This is a genomic window from Coprococcus sp. AF102-57 (assembly GCF_027686195.1).
Taxonomy (GTDB): domain Bacteria; phylum Bacillota; class Clostridia; order Lachnospirales; family Lachnospiraceae; genus Allocoprococcus; species Allocoprococcus comes.
The window spans coordinates 198,326-217,142 of sequence record NZ_JAQCSY010000001.1 but is presented as its reverse complement, the minus strand read 5'-3'; the positions used below and the strand labels follow the sequence as shown (position 1 = coordinate 217,142).

The following is an 18,817-nucleotide window of genomic DNA, read 5'->3' as shown; positions in this document are numbered from 1 at the left end:
CCGGTGTGAAAGAAGCATCATGAATTTTAAAATGGACAGACAGGATCTAGACCGGCAAAAATTAAAAATGAGAAGGAAGAAAGCAGGGGCGGAGTTTTTGGATCGCCCCTTTTTCAATTCGCGAAACGTAGGAACGTGAGATGCCAAGAGAAGCTGCAACTTCTTTCTGGGTATATTCTTTTTCACCATAAAGACCGTAGCGTTTTTTCAGTACCAGCTGTTCGCGGTCGGTGAGAACGGATTCCAGTTTTTCATAGAGAAGAGAAATATCATTTTTCAGGGCAAGCTGCATACAGGCATCTTCTTCATCAGATTCGATGACATCATACAGGCAGATCTCATTCCCTTCCCGGTCTGTACCGATCGGTTCGTATAGGGAGGTTTCCCGGTTACTCTTCCGCTTGGTGCGCAGCATCATCAGAAGTTCATTTTCGATGCAGCGGCAGGCGTAGGTGGCAAGCCGGGCTTTTTTGTCCGGGTTAAAGGTGGAAACTGCTTTGATAAGACCGATGGTTCCGATGGACAGAAGATCTTCTGTATCGTCCTCCAGATGCTGATATTTTTTTATGACATGAGCGACCAGACGGAGATTGCGCTCGATCAGAATATGACGGGCCTCATTGTTACCGTCTGCACTGCGTCTCAGAAGCTCGGATTCCTCTTTTGGAGTAAGAGGCGGAGGAAAGGATTTCAATACGATTACCTCAAAATAGAGTTACTAACATTGTATGTAAAAGTGAAATGTTCTGTGCTTTTCCATTCGGGTTATTTTGCGCTTGTGGTACGTCTGAAAATGCGTTATAATGAGCGTTGAATCATGTAGTAGCAGATATGGTTTACAAAAGAAATGAGATTACGAGAGAAAAGGAAAAAATTATGGGAATAAGGACAAGATTAGCGGTACTTGCCTGTAAGACATCCAATGCAGTCCTGCGGCGGATGGGACGAGGCGGAACGAACCTGCCGGGCAAGATCGCATTAAAAATTGACAAAGATATTTTAAAGGAATTATCACGTGGGGTGAAGGTTACGGTAGTGACCGGAACCAATGGAAAGACGACCACGTCCCGTATGATCGAGCAGGCATTTGAAGAAGCCGGATATAAGTACTTCGCAAATAAATCCGGTGCCAATCTTCTGACCGGGATCATTACGGTGTTTGCACAGCACTGCAGTCTTTCTGGCAAGTGTTCCTACACACACGCACTGATCGAGTGCGATGAGGCAGCGTTCCGCAAGACCAGTGAGATGCTGCCGGTAGAGTGTCTGGTAGTCAACAATATTTTCCGTGACCAGTTGGACAGATATGGGGAGATCACCCACACGTTGAATGCAATCCGCGAAGGAATTACCCACGTACCGGATGCAACCCTGTGCCTGAACGCGGACTGTTCATTGACGTCATCTCTTGCAGATGATGTACCGAATAAGGTTGTATGGTTCGGGGTGGATGTGCCGATTTACAAAGAGACAGCGTTTGAATTGTCTGATGCAGTGTACTGTATTCATTGTAAGACAGAATATGAATACGATTACAGAACTTACAGCCATCTTGGCGGTTTCCGCTGTCCGAAATGTGGATATCACCGGCAGACACCGCAGGTTGGCGTGACGCAGGTAGTGCGTACCGGAGCAGATTCTTCGGATATCGTGTTAAATGCATTCGGGCATAGCCATGATGTGCACATTAATCTTCCGGGAGGTTACAATATTTACAATGCGGCAGCTTGTGTTGCGGCTGCGGAGATTGTTGGAATCGATGAAGACACAGCAGTTGATGCACTCAGTAGATTTGAGTGTGGTTTCGGACGTGCGGAACAGTTTGAACTTGGCAAGTCTAAAGCACGTATGATGCTTGTCAAGAACCCGGCAGGGTACAATCAGGTCATCAACCAGATCTCTAATGATGAGGAAGAGTGCAAGATTGCGTTCCTTCTGAACGACCGTTATGCAGATGGAACCGATATCAGCTGGATCTGGGATGTGGATTTTGAAGCACTTGCCCGCCAGAGCGCACGCTTTACCCGTATTCTGGTATCCGGAGTCCGTGCAGATGATATGGCGCTACGCCTGAAATATGCAGGATTTGACACTGGACGGATTGAAGTGATCCGTGACTATGAGAACCTTTTAGAAGCAATCGGAGCGGATGAGACACCGACATTTATTATGCCGACTTATACCGCTATGTTTGACCTGCGCGGTGAGATCAGCAAGCATACCGATATCAAGGCATTTTACGAATAAGGAGGAAAGGGAATTATGGAACTGAATATCTGTCATCTTTACCCGGACATCCTTAATCTGTATGGAGACCGGGGCAACATCATCACAATGAAACGCCGTATGGAGGATCGTGGAATCAAGGTCAATGTAGAAGGCTGCTCGATCGGAGAGGCGCTGGATGCAAACCGCTATGATATTTTCTTCATCGGCGGAGGTCAGGACTTTGAACAGGAAGTCCTTCTGAAAGACCTGGGGACCGGAAAAGCAGCAGAGATCCGCGCTGCCGTGGAAGATGAAAAGATCTTCCTCGCAATCTGCGGAGGCTATCAGATGCTTGGCCAGTATTATAAGACCTGGGATGGTGTCCAGCTCGATTTTACCGGCGCGATCAACATTCATACCGTTGGATCAAAAGAGCGTATGATCGGCAATTATATGTTTGAGACCCTCCCGGAGAGCAGTGGAGCTGTCGTAGTCGGCTTTGAAAATCATTCCGGCAAGACCTACCTGGGTGAAGGCGTATCACCACTCGGCAAAATGCTCAAAGGCTACGGCAACAACGGAGAAGACCAAACCGAAGGAGCCCGCTACAAAAATGTCTTCGGAACCTATTCACACGGCTCCCTTTTACCAAAGAACCCGGTACTCTGTGATTTTATATTACAAACTGCCCTAGAACGCAAATACGGTCAAATAGAACCACTTGCGCCACTGGAAGACACCCTGGAATTAAACGCCAACGAATACATGAAACAAAGATTAAGCAAATAATGCTTATTTAGAAAATGCCACTGCACACAGGGTTCCATCCCACCTGTGCAGTGGCATTTTGTCCCATCTATGATACATCAAGGCAAAACTTTGCCAGTAAAGTACAGTGGTCGTCGTGGGAAAATCATCTCTTTCGATTCACTTATTGTGCAATGGAGAGAAGACTCAAAAATTGTGGAAGCCATTGCTGACACAATTTTCGCTTTCAGAGGCTTCTCGGAATGGTTTGCACAATGGAATCGAAAGAGATGATTTTCCCACGACGACCTCACAACCTGCTCGTACAAAAATTTCCTCCAACTCATCTTGACAAAATCCCATCCCCATACTATCATAAGGATACATTTTCTAAAAGATATCGGTTTTCTTTTAGCAAATCGCTCATGGCATTTCGCCATATATTTTCTGAAATAAAACTTCTGAACTTTTGCCGGGGAAAGGCAAGGGTGAATTTAATATGGGATTTTATAAGGTACATTCGGCAACGATTCTGGGGCTGAAAGTAGAATTTGTGCAGGTAGAGGCAGATGCAGGGAACGGACTTCCAATGTTTCATATGGTGGGATATCTGTCTTCTGAGGTAAAGGAAGCAGCAGAACGGGTAAGAACTGCCATGCGCAATGCCGGTTATACCATGCCGGCGAAAAAGATTGTGATCAATCTGTCGCCGGCATGTGTCCGCAAGAAGGGATCTGTATTTGATCTTCCAATTGCAGTTGCAGTACTTGGGGCAATGGGGATTTTCCCGGAAAAAGCAGTGGAGGATATTTTACTTGCAGGGGAGCTCGGACTGGATGGAACGCTACAGCCGGTAGAGGGAATCCTTCCGATTGTTCTGGAAGCAAAGAGGGCTGGCTTTAGGTGCTGTGTGATTCCGAAGTCAAATGAGGATGAGGGAAGGCTGGCGCAGGGAATACAGATTTTTGGGGCAGAGACTCTGGAAGAGGTATGCAGATGGCTGAAGGGTGAGTATATGCCTCAGATGGAGAAACCTGATCAGGAAGAGGCTCATGGAATGGAAGAATGGGACATAGATTATAGTGATATTCAGGGACAGGAAGCAGTAAAAAGAGCGACGATGGTGGCAGTGGCAGGAGGACATAACCTGCTTTATGTCGGTCCGCCTGGTTCCGGAAAGACAATGCTTGCCAAACGAATTCCGACGATACTACCACCGCTTGACCGTGAAGAAAGTCTGGAGATCACGGGGATTTACAGTACGGCGGGACTGCTTAAAAGAGAGAATCCGCTGATCTGGAAGAGACCGTTCCGGGAGGTCCATCATACCGTGACGCGGGCAGCACTCATCGGAGGCGGACGAATCCCATCGCCGGGAGAAGCAACACTTGCGCATGGAGGTGTCCTTTTTCTGGATGAGCTGGCGGAGTTCCCAAGAGGTGTTCTGGAGGTGCTCAGGCAGCCGCTGGAAGAAAAATGCATTCATCTGGCAAGGCAGCAGGGAGCTTATATTTTTCCGGCAGACTTTATGCTGGTTGCTGCAACGAATCCATGTCCCTGTGGAATGGCTCCTGGTCCCCAATGCACCTGTACGCCCGGGCAGATCCGGAATTATCAGGGAAAGTTGAGCCAGCCGTTTCTGGATCGGATTGATATCTGCATGGAGGCACCCAAGGTCGAATATGAAGAACTGACCGGAAAGGGAACAGGGATGGATTCCAGAGCCATGCGGGAAAAAGTGATGCTTGCAAGAATGCGTCAGATGGAACGTTTTCGGGAAGAAAAGCTGACAAAAAATGTACAGATGGGACAAAATGAAATTGAAAAATACTGTCATCTTGGGAAAGAGGAAGAACGGATGATGCGCCAGGCTTATGAAGTGATGAACCTGACGGTGAGGAGCTATCATAAGGTGTTGAAGGTGGCACGGACAATCGCAGATCTGGAGGAAAAGGAGGAGATCGATCTTGCGACACTTCGAGAGGCACTGGGGTATCGGGTTATGGATAAAGAATACTGGGGATAAGAGAAATGAGTGAAATGTGGTATACATATTGGCTGGCGTGTGTGGAAGGAATCACCGGTGGCAGGAAGTGTGAATTATGCAGAAAAAACGGATCTGCGGAAGCAGTCTATTATATAGAAGAAAAAGGAATCAGAGAACAGACAATTACAGAAAAAGAGTGGGAGATCCTGAAAGAAAGTAAGAAAAAAAGGAACTGGAGGGAAGCGTATCAAAAAGCGGTAGACCGGGGAATTCAGATGGCAGTCCGTGGCCAGAAAAATTATCCGAAGCGGCTTGAAGAACTTGCGGGAATGCCGTATGCACTCTTTTTTATCGGGGAGATGCCACAGGAGGGAATCCCGTCGGTGGCGGTGGTGGGTGCCAGAAGATGTAGCAGTTATGGTGAAAAAATGACGCTTCGCTTTGTGGAAAGACTTGCGGAGAGTGGAATCCAGATCATCAGTGGAATGGCACTGGGAATTGACGGGATGGCACACCGGGCTGCATTAAATGTTGGAGGAAAGACATTTGCGGTCCTGGGAGGCGGAGCAGATGTATGTTATCCGGCGGCACATAAAGGACTCTATAATGATTTGATAAAGCGGGGCGGCATACTGTCTGAACAGCCACCGGGAACTCCACCGGTTGCCTGGCATTTTCCGGCAAGAAACCGTCTGATCAGCGGACTTGCCGATGTGGTACTTGTTATGGAGGCAAAAGAAAAGAGCGGATCCCTGATTACAGCAGACATGGCTCTTGAACAAGGAAGAGACATTTATGCTCTCCCGGGGATGGTGACAGAGCCGCTGAGCTGTGGTTGTAACCGCCTGATCCGGCAGGGAGCAGGGATTCTTCTGAATGAAGAAGATTTGCTGGAAGAACTGGTTATAAAAGGGCTGCTAAAGAAGAAAATCGCAATTATATCAGACACGAAAAATAAAATAAAGCTTGAAACGAAAGAAAATTTGGTGTATAGTAAGCTCGGTTTGTATCCGCGGGGGCTGGATGATTTACAGAGAGAAACCGGACTTACTCCACAGGAGGTGATGGGAATCTGTGTATCTCTTCAGTTGAAAGGATGCATTCAGGAAAGATCAAAAAATTATTATGTCAGAGCTAAATGATCTGACACTATTAATATGGAGGAATATAATATATGGCACGTTATCTTGTGATTGTAGAGTCACCGACAAAAGTGAAGACCATAAAGAAATTTCTCGGCAGCAATTACGTGGTAATGGCATCAAACGGACATGTAAGAGATTTGCCGAAAAGTCAGATGGGAGTAGACCTGGAGCATGACTTTGAGCCGAAATACATTACAATCAGAGGAAAAGGTGAGATCCTTGCAGGACTTAGAAAAGAAGTAAAAAAAGCAGATAAGATTTATCTTGCAACTGACCCGGACCGCGAAGGAGAAGCAATTTCCTGGCACTTGATGAAAGCACTTAAGCTGGAAGGAAAGAAAGTATACCGGATCAGCTTTAACGAGATCACTAAAAGTGCGGTAAAGGCATCCCTGAAAAATGCACGTGATATCGACATGGATCTGGTAGATGCGCAGCAGGCGCGTCGTGTGCTGGATCGTATCGTGGGATATAAGATCAGTCCGGTTCTCTGGGCAAAAGTAAAAAGAGGACTTAGTGCCGGTCGTGTGCAGTCTGTGGCACTTCGCATCATTGCAGACCGGGAAGATGAGATCGCAGCGTTTATTCCGGAAGAATACTGGTCACTGGACGCCAATTTCAAGGTAAAGGGAGAAAAGAAGCCTCTTACAGCAAAATTCTATGGAACAAAGGATGAGAAGATCACCATCCATAACGAAGAAGAACTGCGTAAGATTCTTGCAGATCTGGAAGATGCAGAATATGAAGTGGTCGATGTAAAACGCGGAGAGAGAAGTAAAAAAGCACCGCTTCCGTTTACGACCAGTACCCTTCAGCAGGAGGCATCCAAAGCATTGAATTTTGCAACTTCAAAGACGATGCGTATCGCACAGCAGCTTTATGAAGGTGTGGATATTAAAGGAAGTGGAACGGTTGGTCTGATCACTTACCTGCGTACGGATTCGACCCGTATTTCTGAGGAGGCGGATGCAAATGCAAGAGCCTATGTTGGAAAAGCCTACGGAGAAGAGTATGTGGCAGAGACTGCATCGGAACAGAAGCAGAAAAATGACGGGAAAAATATTCAGGATGCACACGAAGCCATCCGCCCGTCAGATGTTACCCGTGTTCCGGCAGAAATCAAGGAATCTCTTACAAGAGACCAGTTCCGTCTGTATCAGCTGATCTGGAAGCGTTTTGTGGCGAGCAGAATGCAGCCGGCAAAATATGAGACAACTTCTGTTAAAATTGGAGCAGATGATTACCGTTTTACGGTATCGGCATCTAAGATTATATTTGAAGGTTTCCGTCTGGCATATGTGGAAAGCGATGAGGAAAAACAGAGTGGAAATGTAATGGTCAAGAGTATCGATAAAGATTCAGAACTGACGAAAGAATCCTTTGACTATAAGCAGCATTTCACACAGCCACCTGCACATTACACCGAGGCATCTCTTGTAAAGACACTGGAAGAACTTGGAATCGGACGTCCGAGTACCTATGCACCAACGATCTCTACGATTATTGCAAGAAGATACGTTGCAAAAGAGAACAAGAATCTTTATATGACTGAGCTTGGTGAAGTGGTCAATAATATTATGAAGCAGTCTTTCACAAGCATTGTCGATGTCAACTTTACCGCTTATATGGAAGGACTTCTGGATATGATCGCAGAAGGAAAGGTAGAGTGGAAATCGGTTATCAGCAATTTCTATCCGGATCTGAATGAAGCGGTTGAAAAAGCAGAAAAAGAGCTGGAAACAGTTAAAATTGAGGATGAGGTAACCGATGTAGTCTGCGAAGAATGTGGAAGAAATATGGTCATCAAATACGGTCCTCATGGAAAGTTCCTTGCATGTCCCGGATTCCCGGAATGCCGCAACACCAAACCGTATCTGGAGAAGATCGGAATTGCCTGCCCGAAATGCGGAAAAGACATTGTACTGCGTAAGACAAAGAAAGGCAGACGTTATTACGGATGTGAGGATAATCCGGAATGTGATTTTATGTCATGGCAGAAGCCATCAGAAGAAAAATGTCCGAAATGCGGAAGCTATATGGTAGAAAAGGGAAATAAACTTGTCTGCGGTAATGAACAGTGTGGGTTTGTTAAAAATAAAGAGAAAGATGAAAAATAAATCAAATTTCATTGAACTATTCAGAATTGTATGATAATATATTTATATGCACATTTTTTTGACTAATTTGTGTGCATAATTTCAACAATATTTCATATTCGTGAAAAATGCGAACGGAAACGCACATTTTTAATAAAAGTATATGGAGGCAGATATGAGCGTACAATTATTGGATAAAACAAGAAAAATTAACAAACTGTTGCACAATAATAATTCAAGCAAAGTTGTGTTTACAGATATCTGTGAAGTTCTGACAGAGATTCTGGCATCGAATGTACTGGTAGTCAGTAAGAAAGGAAAGGTACTCGGTGTCAGCACATGTGAAGGAGTCCCGGAGATCCATGAACTTTTGCAGGACGAAGTGGGAGAACATATTGATCCGATGTTGAATGAACGTCTTCTCAGTATTCTTTCCACAAAAGAGAATGTTAATCTGCAGACCCTTGGATTTACAGCTGATGTATCCCAGGGATATCAGGCGATCATTACTCCGATCAACATTGCAGGAGAGAGACTTGGAACTCTGTTTTTATACAGAAAAGAGTCCATGTACGAAATTGATGACATCATTTTGAGTGAGTATGGAACCACTGTCGTGGGACTTGAGATGCTCCGCTCTGTTAATGAAGAGAGTGCAGAAGAGACCAGAAAAGAACAGATCGTACAATCTGCGATCAGCACCCTTTCTTTCTCTGAGCTGGAAGCAATCATCCATATTTTTGATGAACTTAACGGAATGGAAGGGATTCTGGTGGCAAGCAAGATTGCAGACCGTGTGGGAATCACCCGTTCTGTAATTGTCAATGCACTCCGCAAATTTGAGAGTGCGGGTGTGATCGAATCCCGTTCATCCGGTATGAAAGGAACTTACATCAAGGTTGTGAATGATTACGTGTTCAAAGAACTGGATAAGATTAAAAAAGAAAAAATGAATTAAGGATAAAAGTAAAAGAGGGGTATCAGACAAATCTGATGCCCTTTTCTTTAACGGGGAATTATATTTGTAAAAAGGAGAGAAGAGAGCATGTATGATGGAGATAAAGCTGTACTTACGATGGTACAGTATCTGAAAGAAGATAAGGAAAAAGATGAGAATATTTATGAGGCAACAGTCATAGAATATCAGAAGGAGATGGAGCAGGTACATCTGATCCTGCGCTCAGGCAGTCTTTCTGATATTTCACTGGATGCAGTATATGAATGCCGGATCCGGACGATCACTTGTGAGACTGTGTGTACAGGGATGATAAAGGAGCGTTATGAGAACCGTGCAGGTATGATTCTGGTTCTGCAGGTGACGAATGGATTTTATGAAATAAATCTAAAGTAATTATAAAATTCAAAATCGAATGTTGACAAAAAAGAAAGAGAGTGCTATCTTATACCTAGAAAGTTTTTAGCACTCGATTTTGTTGAGTGCTAACAAGATAGAGTTAGGAGGAATTATAATGAAATTAGAACCATTAGCTGACAGAGTTGTATTAAAACAGTTAGTTGCAGAGGAGACTACCAAATCAGGAATCGTACTTCCTGGACAGTCAAAGGAAAAACCACAGCAGGCAGAAGTTGTTGCTGTAGGACCTGGCGGAGTTGTTGATGGAAAAGAAGTTACGATGAATGTTTCAGTAGGTGATAAAGTTATCTATTCCAAATATGCAGGTACAGAAGTAGAACTCGATGATGAAGAATACATCATTGTAAAACAGAATGATATTCTTGCAGTGATCAGATAATCCGGCAGGATATCATATACAGATAAAAATCAGATTTTCAGATCAGAACAGAATTTTATTTTTAAGAATCAGGAGTGATAAAAATGGCAAAGGAAATTAAATACGGAGCAGACGCAAGAAAGGCACTGGAAGCAGGTGTCAACAAACTTGCTGATACAGTAAGAGTAACAATCGGACCAAAAGGAAGAAACGTAGTCCTGGATAAATCATTCGGAGCACCGCTTATCACAAATGACGGTGTAACAATCGCAAAAGAAATCGAACTGGAAGATGCATTTGAAAATATGGGAGCACAGCTGATCCGTGAAGTTGCATCTAAGACCAACGATGTTGCAGGTGATGGTACAACAACAGCAACTGTTCTTGCACAGGCTATGGTACACGAAGGAATGAAGAACCTGGAAGCAGGTGCAAACCCGATCGTATTAAGAAAAGGTATGAAGAAAGCAACAGACTGTGCTGTAGAAGCTATCAAGAAGATGAGCAGCAAAGTTACAGGAAGAGAGCAGATCGCAAGAGTAGCAGCTATCTCAGCAAGTGATGACAGTGTTGGTGAGATGGTAGCAGAAGCTATGGACAAAGTTTCCAACGATGGCGTTATCACAATTGAAGAGTCAAAGACAATGAAGACAGAGCTTGACCTTGTAGAAGGTATGCAATTCGACCGTGGATATATTTCAGCATATATGTGCACTGATATGGAAAAGATGGAAGCAAATCTTGACGATCCATATATCCTGATCACAGACAAGAAGATTTCTAATATTCAGGAAATCCTTCCACTGCTGGAACAGATCGTACAGTCAGGAGCAAAACTTCTTATCGTAGCAGAAGATATCGAAGGAGAAGCTCTTACAACTCTGATCGTCAACAAACTGCGTGGAACATTCAATGTAGTTGCAGTAAAAGCACCTGGATATGGTGACAGAAGAAAAGCTATGCTGGAAGATATTGCAATTTTAACAGGCGGACAGGTAATCTCAGAAGAACTTGGTCTGGAACTGAAAGATACAACAATGGCACAGCTTGGACGTGCAAAATCTGTAAAAGTTCAGAAAGAGAATACAGTCATCGTTGATGGTATGGGCGATAAGGCTGCTCTGGAAGCCAGAATCGGACAGATTAAAGCTCAGATCGAAGAGACAACATCTGATTTTGATAAAGAAAAACTTCAGGAAAGACTTGCAAAACTCGCCGGCGGAGTTGCAGTTATCCGCGTAGGTGCTGCTACTGAGACAGAGATGAAAGAAGCAAAACTCCGTATGGAAGATGCTCTTAATGCAACAAGAGCAGCAGTAGAAGAAGGAATCATTGCAGGTGGTGGATCAGCATACATCCATGCATCAAAAGAAGTTGCCAAACTTGCAGAAACTCTGGAAGGTGATGAAAAGACAGGGGCAAAAGTAGTCCTCAAAGCTCTGGAAGCACCATTATTCCACATTTCAGCTAACGCAGGTCTTGAAGGCGCAGTTATCATCAACAAGGTAAGAGAAGCTGAACCGGGAAATGGTTTTGATGCTTACAATGAAGAATATGTAGATATGGTGAAAGCAGGTATCCTCGATCCTGCAAAAGTAACAAGAAGCGCATTGCAGAACGCTACAAGTGTTGCATCTACACTCCTTACAACAGAATCCGTTGTTGCTAACATCAAAGAAGATGTACCGGCTATGCCGGCAGGCGGAGCTCCGGGAATGGGCATGATGTAAGCTGAAAATGTGTTTTTTAGAAAACTCCTCAGAAGAGGAGTTTTCTTTTTATTATAAAAGTGTTACAATAGTTTTAATATATATATTTGGAGGTTAGGATATGGGTGATTTTTACACAGAACAGCTGGTGAAGAGGCAGAAAGCATCTTCGACGACGCTGATCAAAGCAATACTTATCATACTTACTGTTCTGTCGGTCGTACTTATATTTATGATCCCATTCGGAATAATTGGTCCGGTGATCATGATCGCACTGGATGTTTTTTTGTTCCGGAGTATGGATGTTGAATATGAGTATTTATTTGTGAATGGGAGTCTTGATATTGATAAGATTATGGCAAAATCCCGTCGGAAAAATATGTTTTCCATGGAGATGACGGATCTTGAGATGATGGCACCTTCCGGTTCGCCGGAACTCAGACCTTATCAAGGACTGAAAGGAACCGATTACAGTTCAGGTATGCCGGGGGCAGATACATATGAGCTGATCGTTGTAAATAACGGGGAAAAGAAAAAAATTATTTTTGAGCCAAATAAGACAGTTTGTGAAGGACTGAAGATGCTGGCACCAAGAAAAGTATTTTGTAAATAATTCCCGAAAGACGTGCAGAAAAGCTTGCAGGTTCCGGGGTACAATTGCATCCAGAAAGACGGTTACGTAAAATTATCAGTGATCTGTAGAAATGTGATTGTCACGGACGGACGAATGTACTCGATAAAGGACTTGACATAGCATAGATTTATGCGTTATCATAGCAGATAATCAAAATTACAGACGAGAGAGAAAGGAAGAAAAATCATGGGAAAGATTATTGGAGAAGGAATCACCTTCGATGATGTACTTCTGGTACCTTCTTATTCAGAAGTAATTCCAAATCAGGTTGATTTATCAACTTATCTTACAAAGGGCATTAAGCTTAACATACCGATGATGAGTGCGGGAATGGACACTGTTACCGAACATCGTATGGCGATCGCTATGGCACGCCAGGGAGGTATCGGTATTATTCACAAGAATATGTCGATTGAACAGCAGGCAGAAGAAGTAGACAAGGTTAAGCGTTCTGAGAATGGTGTTATTACAGATCCATTCTATCTGTCGCCGGAGCATACACTGGCAGATGCTAATGAACTGATGGCGAAGTTCCGTATTTCCGGAGTTCCGATCACAGAGGGAAGAAAGCTGGTAGGTATCATTACGAACCGTGACCTCAAGTTTGAAGAAGATTTCTCCAAGAAGATCAAAGAATCCATGACAAGCGAAGGTCTTGTAACAGCACAGGAAGGTATCACCCTGGAAGAAGCAAAGAAGATCCTCGCAAAAGCAAGAAAAGAAAAACTTCCAATCGTAGACAAAGATTTTAACTTAAAAGGTCTGATCACAATTAAAGATATTGAGAAACAGATCAAATACCCACTGTCAGCAAAAGACGCGCAGGGAAGACTTCTGTGTGGTGCAGCGATCGGTATTACAGCGAACTGTCTTGAAAGAGCAGAAGCTCTTGTAAAAGCAAAAGTTGATGTAGTAGTACTTGATTCGGCACACGGACATTCAGCAAATGTACTTCGTACCGTAAGAATGATCAAGGATGCATTCCCGGATCTTCAGGTGATCGCAGGTAACGTTGCAACAGGAGAAGCAACAAAAGCGCTGATCGATGCAGGTGTTGATGCAGTAAAGGTTGGTATCGGACCTGGATCCATCTGTACAACCCGTATCGTAGCCGGTATCGGTGTACCACAGATCACAGCTGTTATGGACTGCTACGAAGCAGCAAAAGAGTCGGGAATTCCGATTATTGCAGATGGTGGTATTAAGTACTCAGGTGATATGACAAAGGCGATCGCAGCCGGAGCCAACGTATGTATGATGGGAAGTATCTTCGCAGGATGCGATGAGAGCCCGGGAACATTCGAACTCTATCAGGGAAGAAAATACAAAGTATATCGTGGAATGGGATCTATCGCAGCAATGGAGAACGGAAGCAAAGACAGATACTTCCAGACAGATGCGAAGAAGCTTGTACCGGAAGGCGTAGAAGGACGAGTTGCCTATAAAGGATCTGTAGAAGATACTGTATTCCAGTTAATGGGCGGTCTCCGTTCCGGAATGGGTTATTGTGGAGCACCAGACATCGAAACTCTTAAGACAACAGGACGTTTCGTAAAAATTTCTTCCGCATCCCTCAAAGAAAGCCATCCACACGACATTCACATCACAAAAGAAGCACCAAACTACAGCGTAGATGAATAAGATGCAAAATTAATCAAGAGAGAAGAATCATTTCCGTAAGAGAGACGATTCTTCTCTCTTACATTATCCAACTATTTTCAAACTTCACCCAAACCTTCAACAGTCAACGGAATCCAGCGGCAATTGTTTTTTCGGAGGGGTACACGTCCCCTTCCGACTACCTTAATAAAAAAATAATAATTTTTTCAACAATTTCTCACCATTTTATGATAGTCTGGATATAGTTGGGATTCCAACAGAAAATTTGCAAAAAACACAAAAGATTGAGATGACGAAATGAACCGAAGAAAGAAGAAAAACACCAGAGCCAACCTGTACAGGGGGGGCGATGGAAAAAGCTATTATGAGGCGAATAAGAGGCGCAGAATGAGCCGTTATATAAAGGTGGGAAGTACGATCCTGATCACACTGCTTCTTGCACTTTCTATTATGAAGATCAGTGGAAGAGGAATCTTTGCACAGAGAGCATACAGTGAGCTTTCTGATGAAGTGATCAGTGCCCAAAAGCCGGATATTGATGTAGAATTGTTGACTGTGAATGAATATTCAAGACCGGGACTTTCAACCAATGAGATTACCGGAATAGTCATTCATTACACTGCCAATCCTGGTTCGACAGCGATGGAGAACAGAGACTATTTTGAGGGACTGAAGGACAGTCACATTACGCAGGCAAGCAGTAATTTTGTAGTAGGACTGGACGGGGAAATCGTACAGTGCGTACCAACCTGGGAGGTTGCTTATGCGTCCAATACACGGAATTTTGATACGGTGTCCATTGAGTGCTGTCATCCGGATGAGACCGGAAAGTTCAACGAGGCAACTTATAAGAGCATGGTACAACTTACAGCATGGCTGTGTGAAAAGTTTTCGCTGACAGAAGAAGATGTGATCCGGCATTATGATATTACAGGGAAAATCTGTCCGAAATACTTTGTCGAAAATGAAGATGCCTGGAAGCAGTTTAAAAGTGATGTAAAAGCGGTCCTGGATAACGCAAAATAAAAAATATCTATTGATTCACTTCCAAAGTGTCTGCTATAATGTTTTAGTATAATGGGCAATTGAAGGCACCCGGAAAGCAGTAGAGTGAGAAACGAGGAATTGATAGATGAACGATTTGGAATTATACCGTGAAGAGCTTGCAAACTGTGATGCGAAGATCACAGAGGCATTAAAAGAAAGATATGCGATCATTGAAAAGATCATGGCATACAAAGAAGAGTATGGTATGCCGATCCTGCAGCCGGAACAGGAAGAAAAGCAGAAGAAGAGACTGATGTTCAGCCTTCACAATGATAAGCACAGAGACGAGATTTATGATGTATTTGAGCGTATCCAGCGCAACAGTAAGAAGATCCAGGCAAGGAAGCTTTTTGATTACAACATTGTCCTGATTGGGTTTATGGGAGCTGGAAAGAGTACGATCTCTGATTATCTTAGTACTATGTTTGCCATGGAAGTGGTTGAGATGGACCAGCTGATTGCAGAACGCGAAGGCATGAGTATTTCCGATATTTTTGAAACCTATGGGGAGGAATACTTCCGTAATATGGAAACCAATCTTCTGATCGAGATGCAGGAGAAGAAGAATGTGATCATTTCCTGTGGTGGTGGTGTGGCAATGCGTGAACGCAATGTCGCAGAGATGAAGAAAAATGGTCGTGTAGTACTCCTTACTGCACATCCACAGACCATTCTTGACCGTGTAAAAGACAGTGACGACAGACCGCTGCTTAATGGACACAAGAATGTAGAATATATCGAGCAGCTGATGGAAGCAAGAAGAGAAAAATACGAGGCGGCTGCAGATATCGTTGTAGATACAGATAACAAGACGGTTCTGCAGATCTGTGAAGATCTGATTCAGAAGCTTCTGGAAATGGATGAGAATCATGTTTAAGACCTTTTATCCGGACGAATATGTAGCGTCCACTTATGTACTGGATTTTGAAAAAATGTATCGGGAAGGCTGTCGTGGACTGGTATTTGACATTGACAATACGCTGGTTCCGCATGGAGCACCGGCAGATGAGAGAGCAATCTGTCTTTTTGACAGGCTGCGCAGCATCGGGTTTGATACATGCCTGATTTCCAATAACCAGGAACCACGTGTAAAGCCTTTTGCCGAAAAGGTGCAGAGCAAGTATGTGTTTAATGCGTATAAGCCTTCCACGAAGAATTATATAAAAGCCATGGAACTGATGCAAACGGACAGAGGAAACACTGTATTTATCGGAGATCAGCTTTTTACGGATGTGTGGGGAGCGAAGCGTACCGGGATGAAGAGTATTCTGGTGAAGCCAATCAATCCAAAAGAAGAGATCCAGATTGTGCTGAAAAGATATCTGGAGAAGATTGTATTACATTTCTATAAAAAAGAGAACGAAAAGAGAATGTCCTGCAAGTAGGCAGGGCATTTTTTGATAGGAAATTCCGAAGGAACTTCCTATCAAATAAAAGGCACTGCGTGCCGAAAATGTGCACTCGCACGAAGATGAAGAATGTCGCAAGCGACTGCGCTTGGCGCGAAAATGTGCCAAGGCACATTCTTTTTAGTAAAGTAAATAGAAATCCCCCGGTTCTCATAACGAGAACCAGGGGACATCAGGGGGGATACTATATTTACAAAATCTTATAAGTAGTCATGTTTGGCAAGAACATTCAGGATGTTACGTCCTTCTTCTGTACCTTCGATGATACGGCGGGCACGTACACTGTCACCGATGTTCATGATTTCAACATCTTCATCTTCGAATTCTTTACGGACTGCATCGAGGATCGGAGCGTTTGCTCTCATACCAAGACATACAAATCCATAATCAAATAGCATTTCTTCTTCATTTCCTTCTGGCGTTTTAACAAGGAAGGAATCTGCTTTAACTTCAAGAAGAGCAGTATTCGGACACTGTTTTACACCATATTTATCCATCAGTGCAAAGGTTCCGACTTTGGATACCGGATCAATTCCGTTACCGATTACCGGCATCATTTCCACAATGCTTACATCAGCGCCACGTGGAGCAAAGAATTCTACTACGTCAAGACCTACGGCACCGCCACCGATAACAACGACTTTTTTACCTTTCAGATCTTCTGGATATTCCATAACATGGTTGATCATATTTGTAATAGAAGAAACTTTTCCGCCCTCTTTGTCAATATTCTCATGAAGACCCTTGATCGGTGGAAGGAGCGGATTAGAACCGGTAGCATTTACAATAATGTTCGGGTTCATGCTTCTGATCATTTCAATCGTAGCTTCCGTGTTCTTGAAGATGAACAGGTTTTTCAGCTTGCTTGCGCGATGGATCAGATAGTTCGGGAAGTCAGCAAGTCTCTTCTTATCCGGGATCTTGGAGATCAGGGCGGCAAGTCCGCCGAGTTCCGGTTTCTTCTCGATTAGGAAAGTAGTGCATCCAACCTCGGCAGCTGTACATGCAGCTTCCAGTCCGGCAGTACCACCACCGATCACAACAACGTTGCAAGGCTTGTTGATTTTCTGCTTTTTGTAATCTTCACCGCCATTTACAGACGGGTTAACAGTACAACGGATCGGACGGTTGATTCCGATACGGTGTCCTGCACATCCGATGTTACAAGAAATACATTTACGGATATCACATTCATCACCGAATTCTACTTTATTTACCCATTCCGGATCAGCGATCAGTCCACGTCCCATACCGATCAGGTCAGCATCGCCTCTTGCAAGAATATCTTCAGCAACCTGTGGGTTACGGATGTTACCCATTGTCATACATGGTTTGCCGTAACGTTCTTTTACAGCTTTTGCCATATAAGAACGCCATCCATCCGGAAGGTAGTTGGCATCAATCTGGTACTGGATGGATCCGTTCAGACCGGCAGATACGTCGAATACGTCAACTTCTTCCTGGAAGTACTGCAGGTAATCAAGACAGTCATCCAAAGTATTTCCGCCTTCCATAAATTCATCCGCACTGATACGAACAAAGATAGGGAAGAATGGTCCAACCTGTCTTCTAACTTCTTCAATAACAAGTTTTGCAAGTCTTGCACGGTTTTCCAAAGATCCGCCGAATTCGTCTGTTCTCTTATTTGTAAGAGGTGAAAGGAACTGGCTTATAAGGTAAGAATGTCCTGCGTGGATTTCTACAGCGTCAAACCCTGCGATCTGAGCACGTTTTGCGGCTTCACCGTATTTTTTAACAATATGCATGATTTCATCTTTTTCCAGTGGACGCGGGATTTCACCGCCTGCTTTTGAAGGAACATCAGAAGCAGAAACCGGCTGCATATTGATACGTGCTGACTGTGCAGAAGCACCGGCATGATTGATCTGGATTGCAATGCAGGATCCATGTTTGTGTACTGTTTCGCAAAGTTTGAAAAGTCTTGGAATGTAGTTATCCTGATCGATACGAAGCTGTGTGGTTCCGTTAGATCCCTGTGGAGAATCAACGCTGGCGTTCTCTACGATGAGAAGTCCTGTACCGCCTTTTGCACGCTGCTCGTAATAATTGATATGAAGAAAACTCATTTCACCATTCTGTTCACCGTAGTTGGTTCCCATTGGAGTCATGACGATACGGTTCTTGACCGTCATATGTTTGATGGTAAATGGCTCGAAAATGTGTTTGTATTTGCTTTTCATTAGAAATTCCTCCGTAAAAATGACTTAATAATCAAAATAAAATGATGTGAGTGTCAAAAGTAAATTTTGCCACTCACTGATGTAATCGGATTGCTCCATTGCTATGCAATTCCTGCAATCCCCAAAAAATCTTAGTTACGCGAGGTTGTCTTATACCGGCTTGGGCGTACCGGTTTTTGTTAAATCCATTATAACCACAAAAAACTGAAAAATACAAATTGAAAATACATAGAAAAATAATAGAATATAACTATTGAAACGGCGAAAAAGATAAAAATAGA

At 43.7% G+C, this 18,817-nt stretch carries 16 protein-coding genes; 14 read left to right on the top strand and 2 right to left on the bottom strand.

What is annotated here, in order from left to right:
- Positions 1-61: 61 nt before the first annotated feature.
- On the bottom strand, positions 62-694 hold the full coding sequence (gene sigK, locus PGZ10_RS01035) for an RNA polymerase sporulation sigma factor SigK (protein WP_270540504.1): 633 nt from the start codon (positions 692-694) through the stop codon (positions 62-64).
- A 182-nt stretch (positions 695-876) separates the two neighbouring features.
- Between sigK and PGZ10_RS01030 the strand changes: the two genes are divergently transcribed.
- From PGZ10_RS01030 to PGZ10_RS00965, 14 genes are all read left to right on the top strand, one after another.
- Positions 877-2,247 (top strand): Mur ligase family protein, encoded by a 1,371-nt coding sequence (locus PGZ10_RS01030; RefSeq protein ID WP_070098607.1) that lies wholly within the window; start codon positions 877-879, stop codon positions 2,245-2,247.
- 15 nt (positions 2,248-2,262) lie between these two features.
- Positions 2,263-2,997 (top strand): type 1 glutamine amidotransferase, encoded by a 735-nt coding sequence (locus PGZ10_RS01025; protein ID WP_330674205.1) that lies wholly within the window; start codon positions 2,263-2,265, stop codon positions 2,995-2,997.
- Between the two features lie 457 nt (positions 2,998-3,454).
- A complete protein-coding gene (locus PGZ10_RS01020; RefSeq protein ID WP_270540502.1) occupies positions 3,455-4,981 on the top strand; it encodes a YifB family Mg chelatase-like AAA ATPase in 1,527 nt (508 codons plus the stop codon).
- Positions 4,982-4,995: 14 nt separating this feature from the next.
- Positions 4,996-6,084, top strand: coding sequence for a DNA-processing protein DprA (gene dprA, locus PGZ10_RS01015; RefSeq protein WP_117556107.1), 1,089 nt, complete (start codon positions 4,996-4,998; stop codon positions 6,082-6,084).
- A 32-nt stretch (positions 6,085-6,116) separates the two neighbouring features.
- Positions 6,117-8,204, top strand: coding sequence for a type I DNA topoisomerase (gene topA, locus PGZ10_RS01010; protein WP_270540500.1), 2,088 nt, complete (start codon positions 6,117-6,119; stop codon positions 8,202-8,204).
- A gap of 154 nt (positions 8,205-8,358) precedes the next feature.
- Complete coding sequence (gene codY / locus PGZ10_RS01005; RefSeq protein ID WP_022220379.1) at positions 8,359-9,141, top strand: GTP-sensing pleiotropic transcriptional regulator CodY; 783 nt, start codon at positions 8,359-8,361, stop codon at positions 9,139-9,141.
- An 87-nt stretch (positions 9,142-9,228) separates the two neighbouring features.
- Positions 9,229-9,534 carry a hypothetical protein gene (locus PGZ10_RS01000; protein ID WP_008375025.1) on the top strand — a complete coding sequence of 102 codons (306 nt, stop codon included), beginning with the start codon at positions 9,229-9,231 and terminating at the stop codon, positions 9,532-9,534.
- 118 nt (positions 9,535-9,652) lie between these two features.
- Positions 9,653-9,937, top strand: a complete 285-nt coding sequence (locus tag PGZ10_RS00995) for a co-chaperone GroES (protein ID WP_022220380.1) — start codon at positions 9,653-9,655, stop codon at positions 9,935-9,937.
- Between the two features lie 83 nt (positions 9,938-10,020).
- Positions 10,021-11,646, top strand: coding sequence for a chaperonin GroEL (gene groL / locus PGZ10_RS00990; RefSeq protein WP_270540499.1), 1,626 nt, complete (start codon positions 10,021-10,023; stop codon positions 11,644-11,646).
- Positions 11,647-11,746: 100 nt separating this feature from the next.
- A complete protein-coding gene (locus tag PGZ10_RS00985; RefSeq protein WP_055155625.1) occupies positions 11,747-12,238 on the top strand; it encodes a DUF6106 family protein in 492 nt (163 codons plus the stop codon).
- 207 nt (positions 12,239-12,445) lie between these two features.
- On the top strand, positions 12,446-13,900 hold the full coding sequence (gene guaB, locus PGZ10_RS00980) for an IMP dehydrogenase (RefSeq protein ID WP_055155624.1): 1,455 nt from the start codon (positions 12,446-12,448) through the stop codon (positions 13,898-13,900).
- Between the two features lie 276 nt (positions 13,901-14,176).
- Entirely contained in the window at positions 14,177-14,905 is a 729-nt protein-coding gene (locus tag PGZ10_RS00975; RefSeq protein ID WP_008375036.1) for a peptidoglycan recognition protein family protein, read from the top strand.
- A 106-nt stretch (positions 14,906-15,011) separates the two neighbouring features.
- On the top strand, positions 15,012-15,803 hold the full coding sequence (locus tag PGZ10_RS00970; RefSeq protein ID WP_022220383.1) for a shikimate kinase: 792 nt from the start codon (positions 15,012-15,014) through the stop codon (positions 15,801-15,803).
- On the top strand, positions 15,796-16,311 hold the full coding sequence (locus tag PGZ10_RS00965) for a YqeG family HAD IIIA-type phosphatase (RefSeq protein WP_270540498.1): 516 nt from the start codon (positions 15,796-15,798) through the stop codon (positions 16,309-16,311). The genes PGZ10_RS00970 and PGZ10_RS00965 overlap by 8 nt, the downstream gene beginning before the upstream one ends.
- A 224-nt stretch (positions 16,312-16,535) precedes the next feature.
- Here PGZ10_RS00965 and PGZ10_RS00960 read toward each other — a convergent pair whose 3' ends face one another.
- Entirely contained in the window at positions 16,536-18,536 is a 2,001-nt protein-coding gene (locus PGZ10_RS00960) for an oxidoreductase (protein WP_055155621.1), read from the bottom strand.
- Between the last annotated feature and the right edge of the window lie 281 nt (positions 18,537-18,817).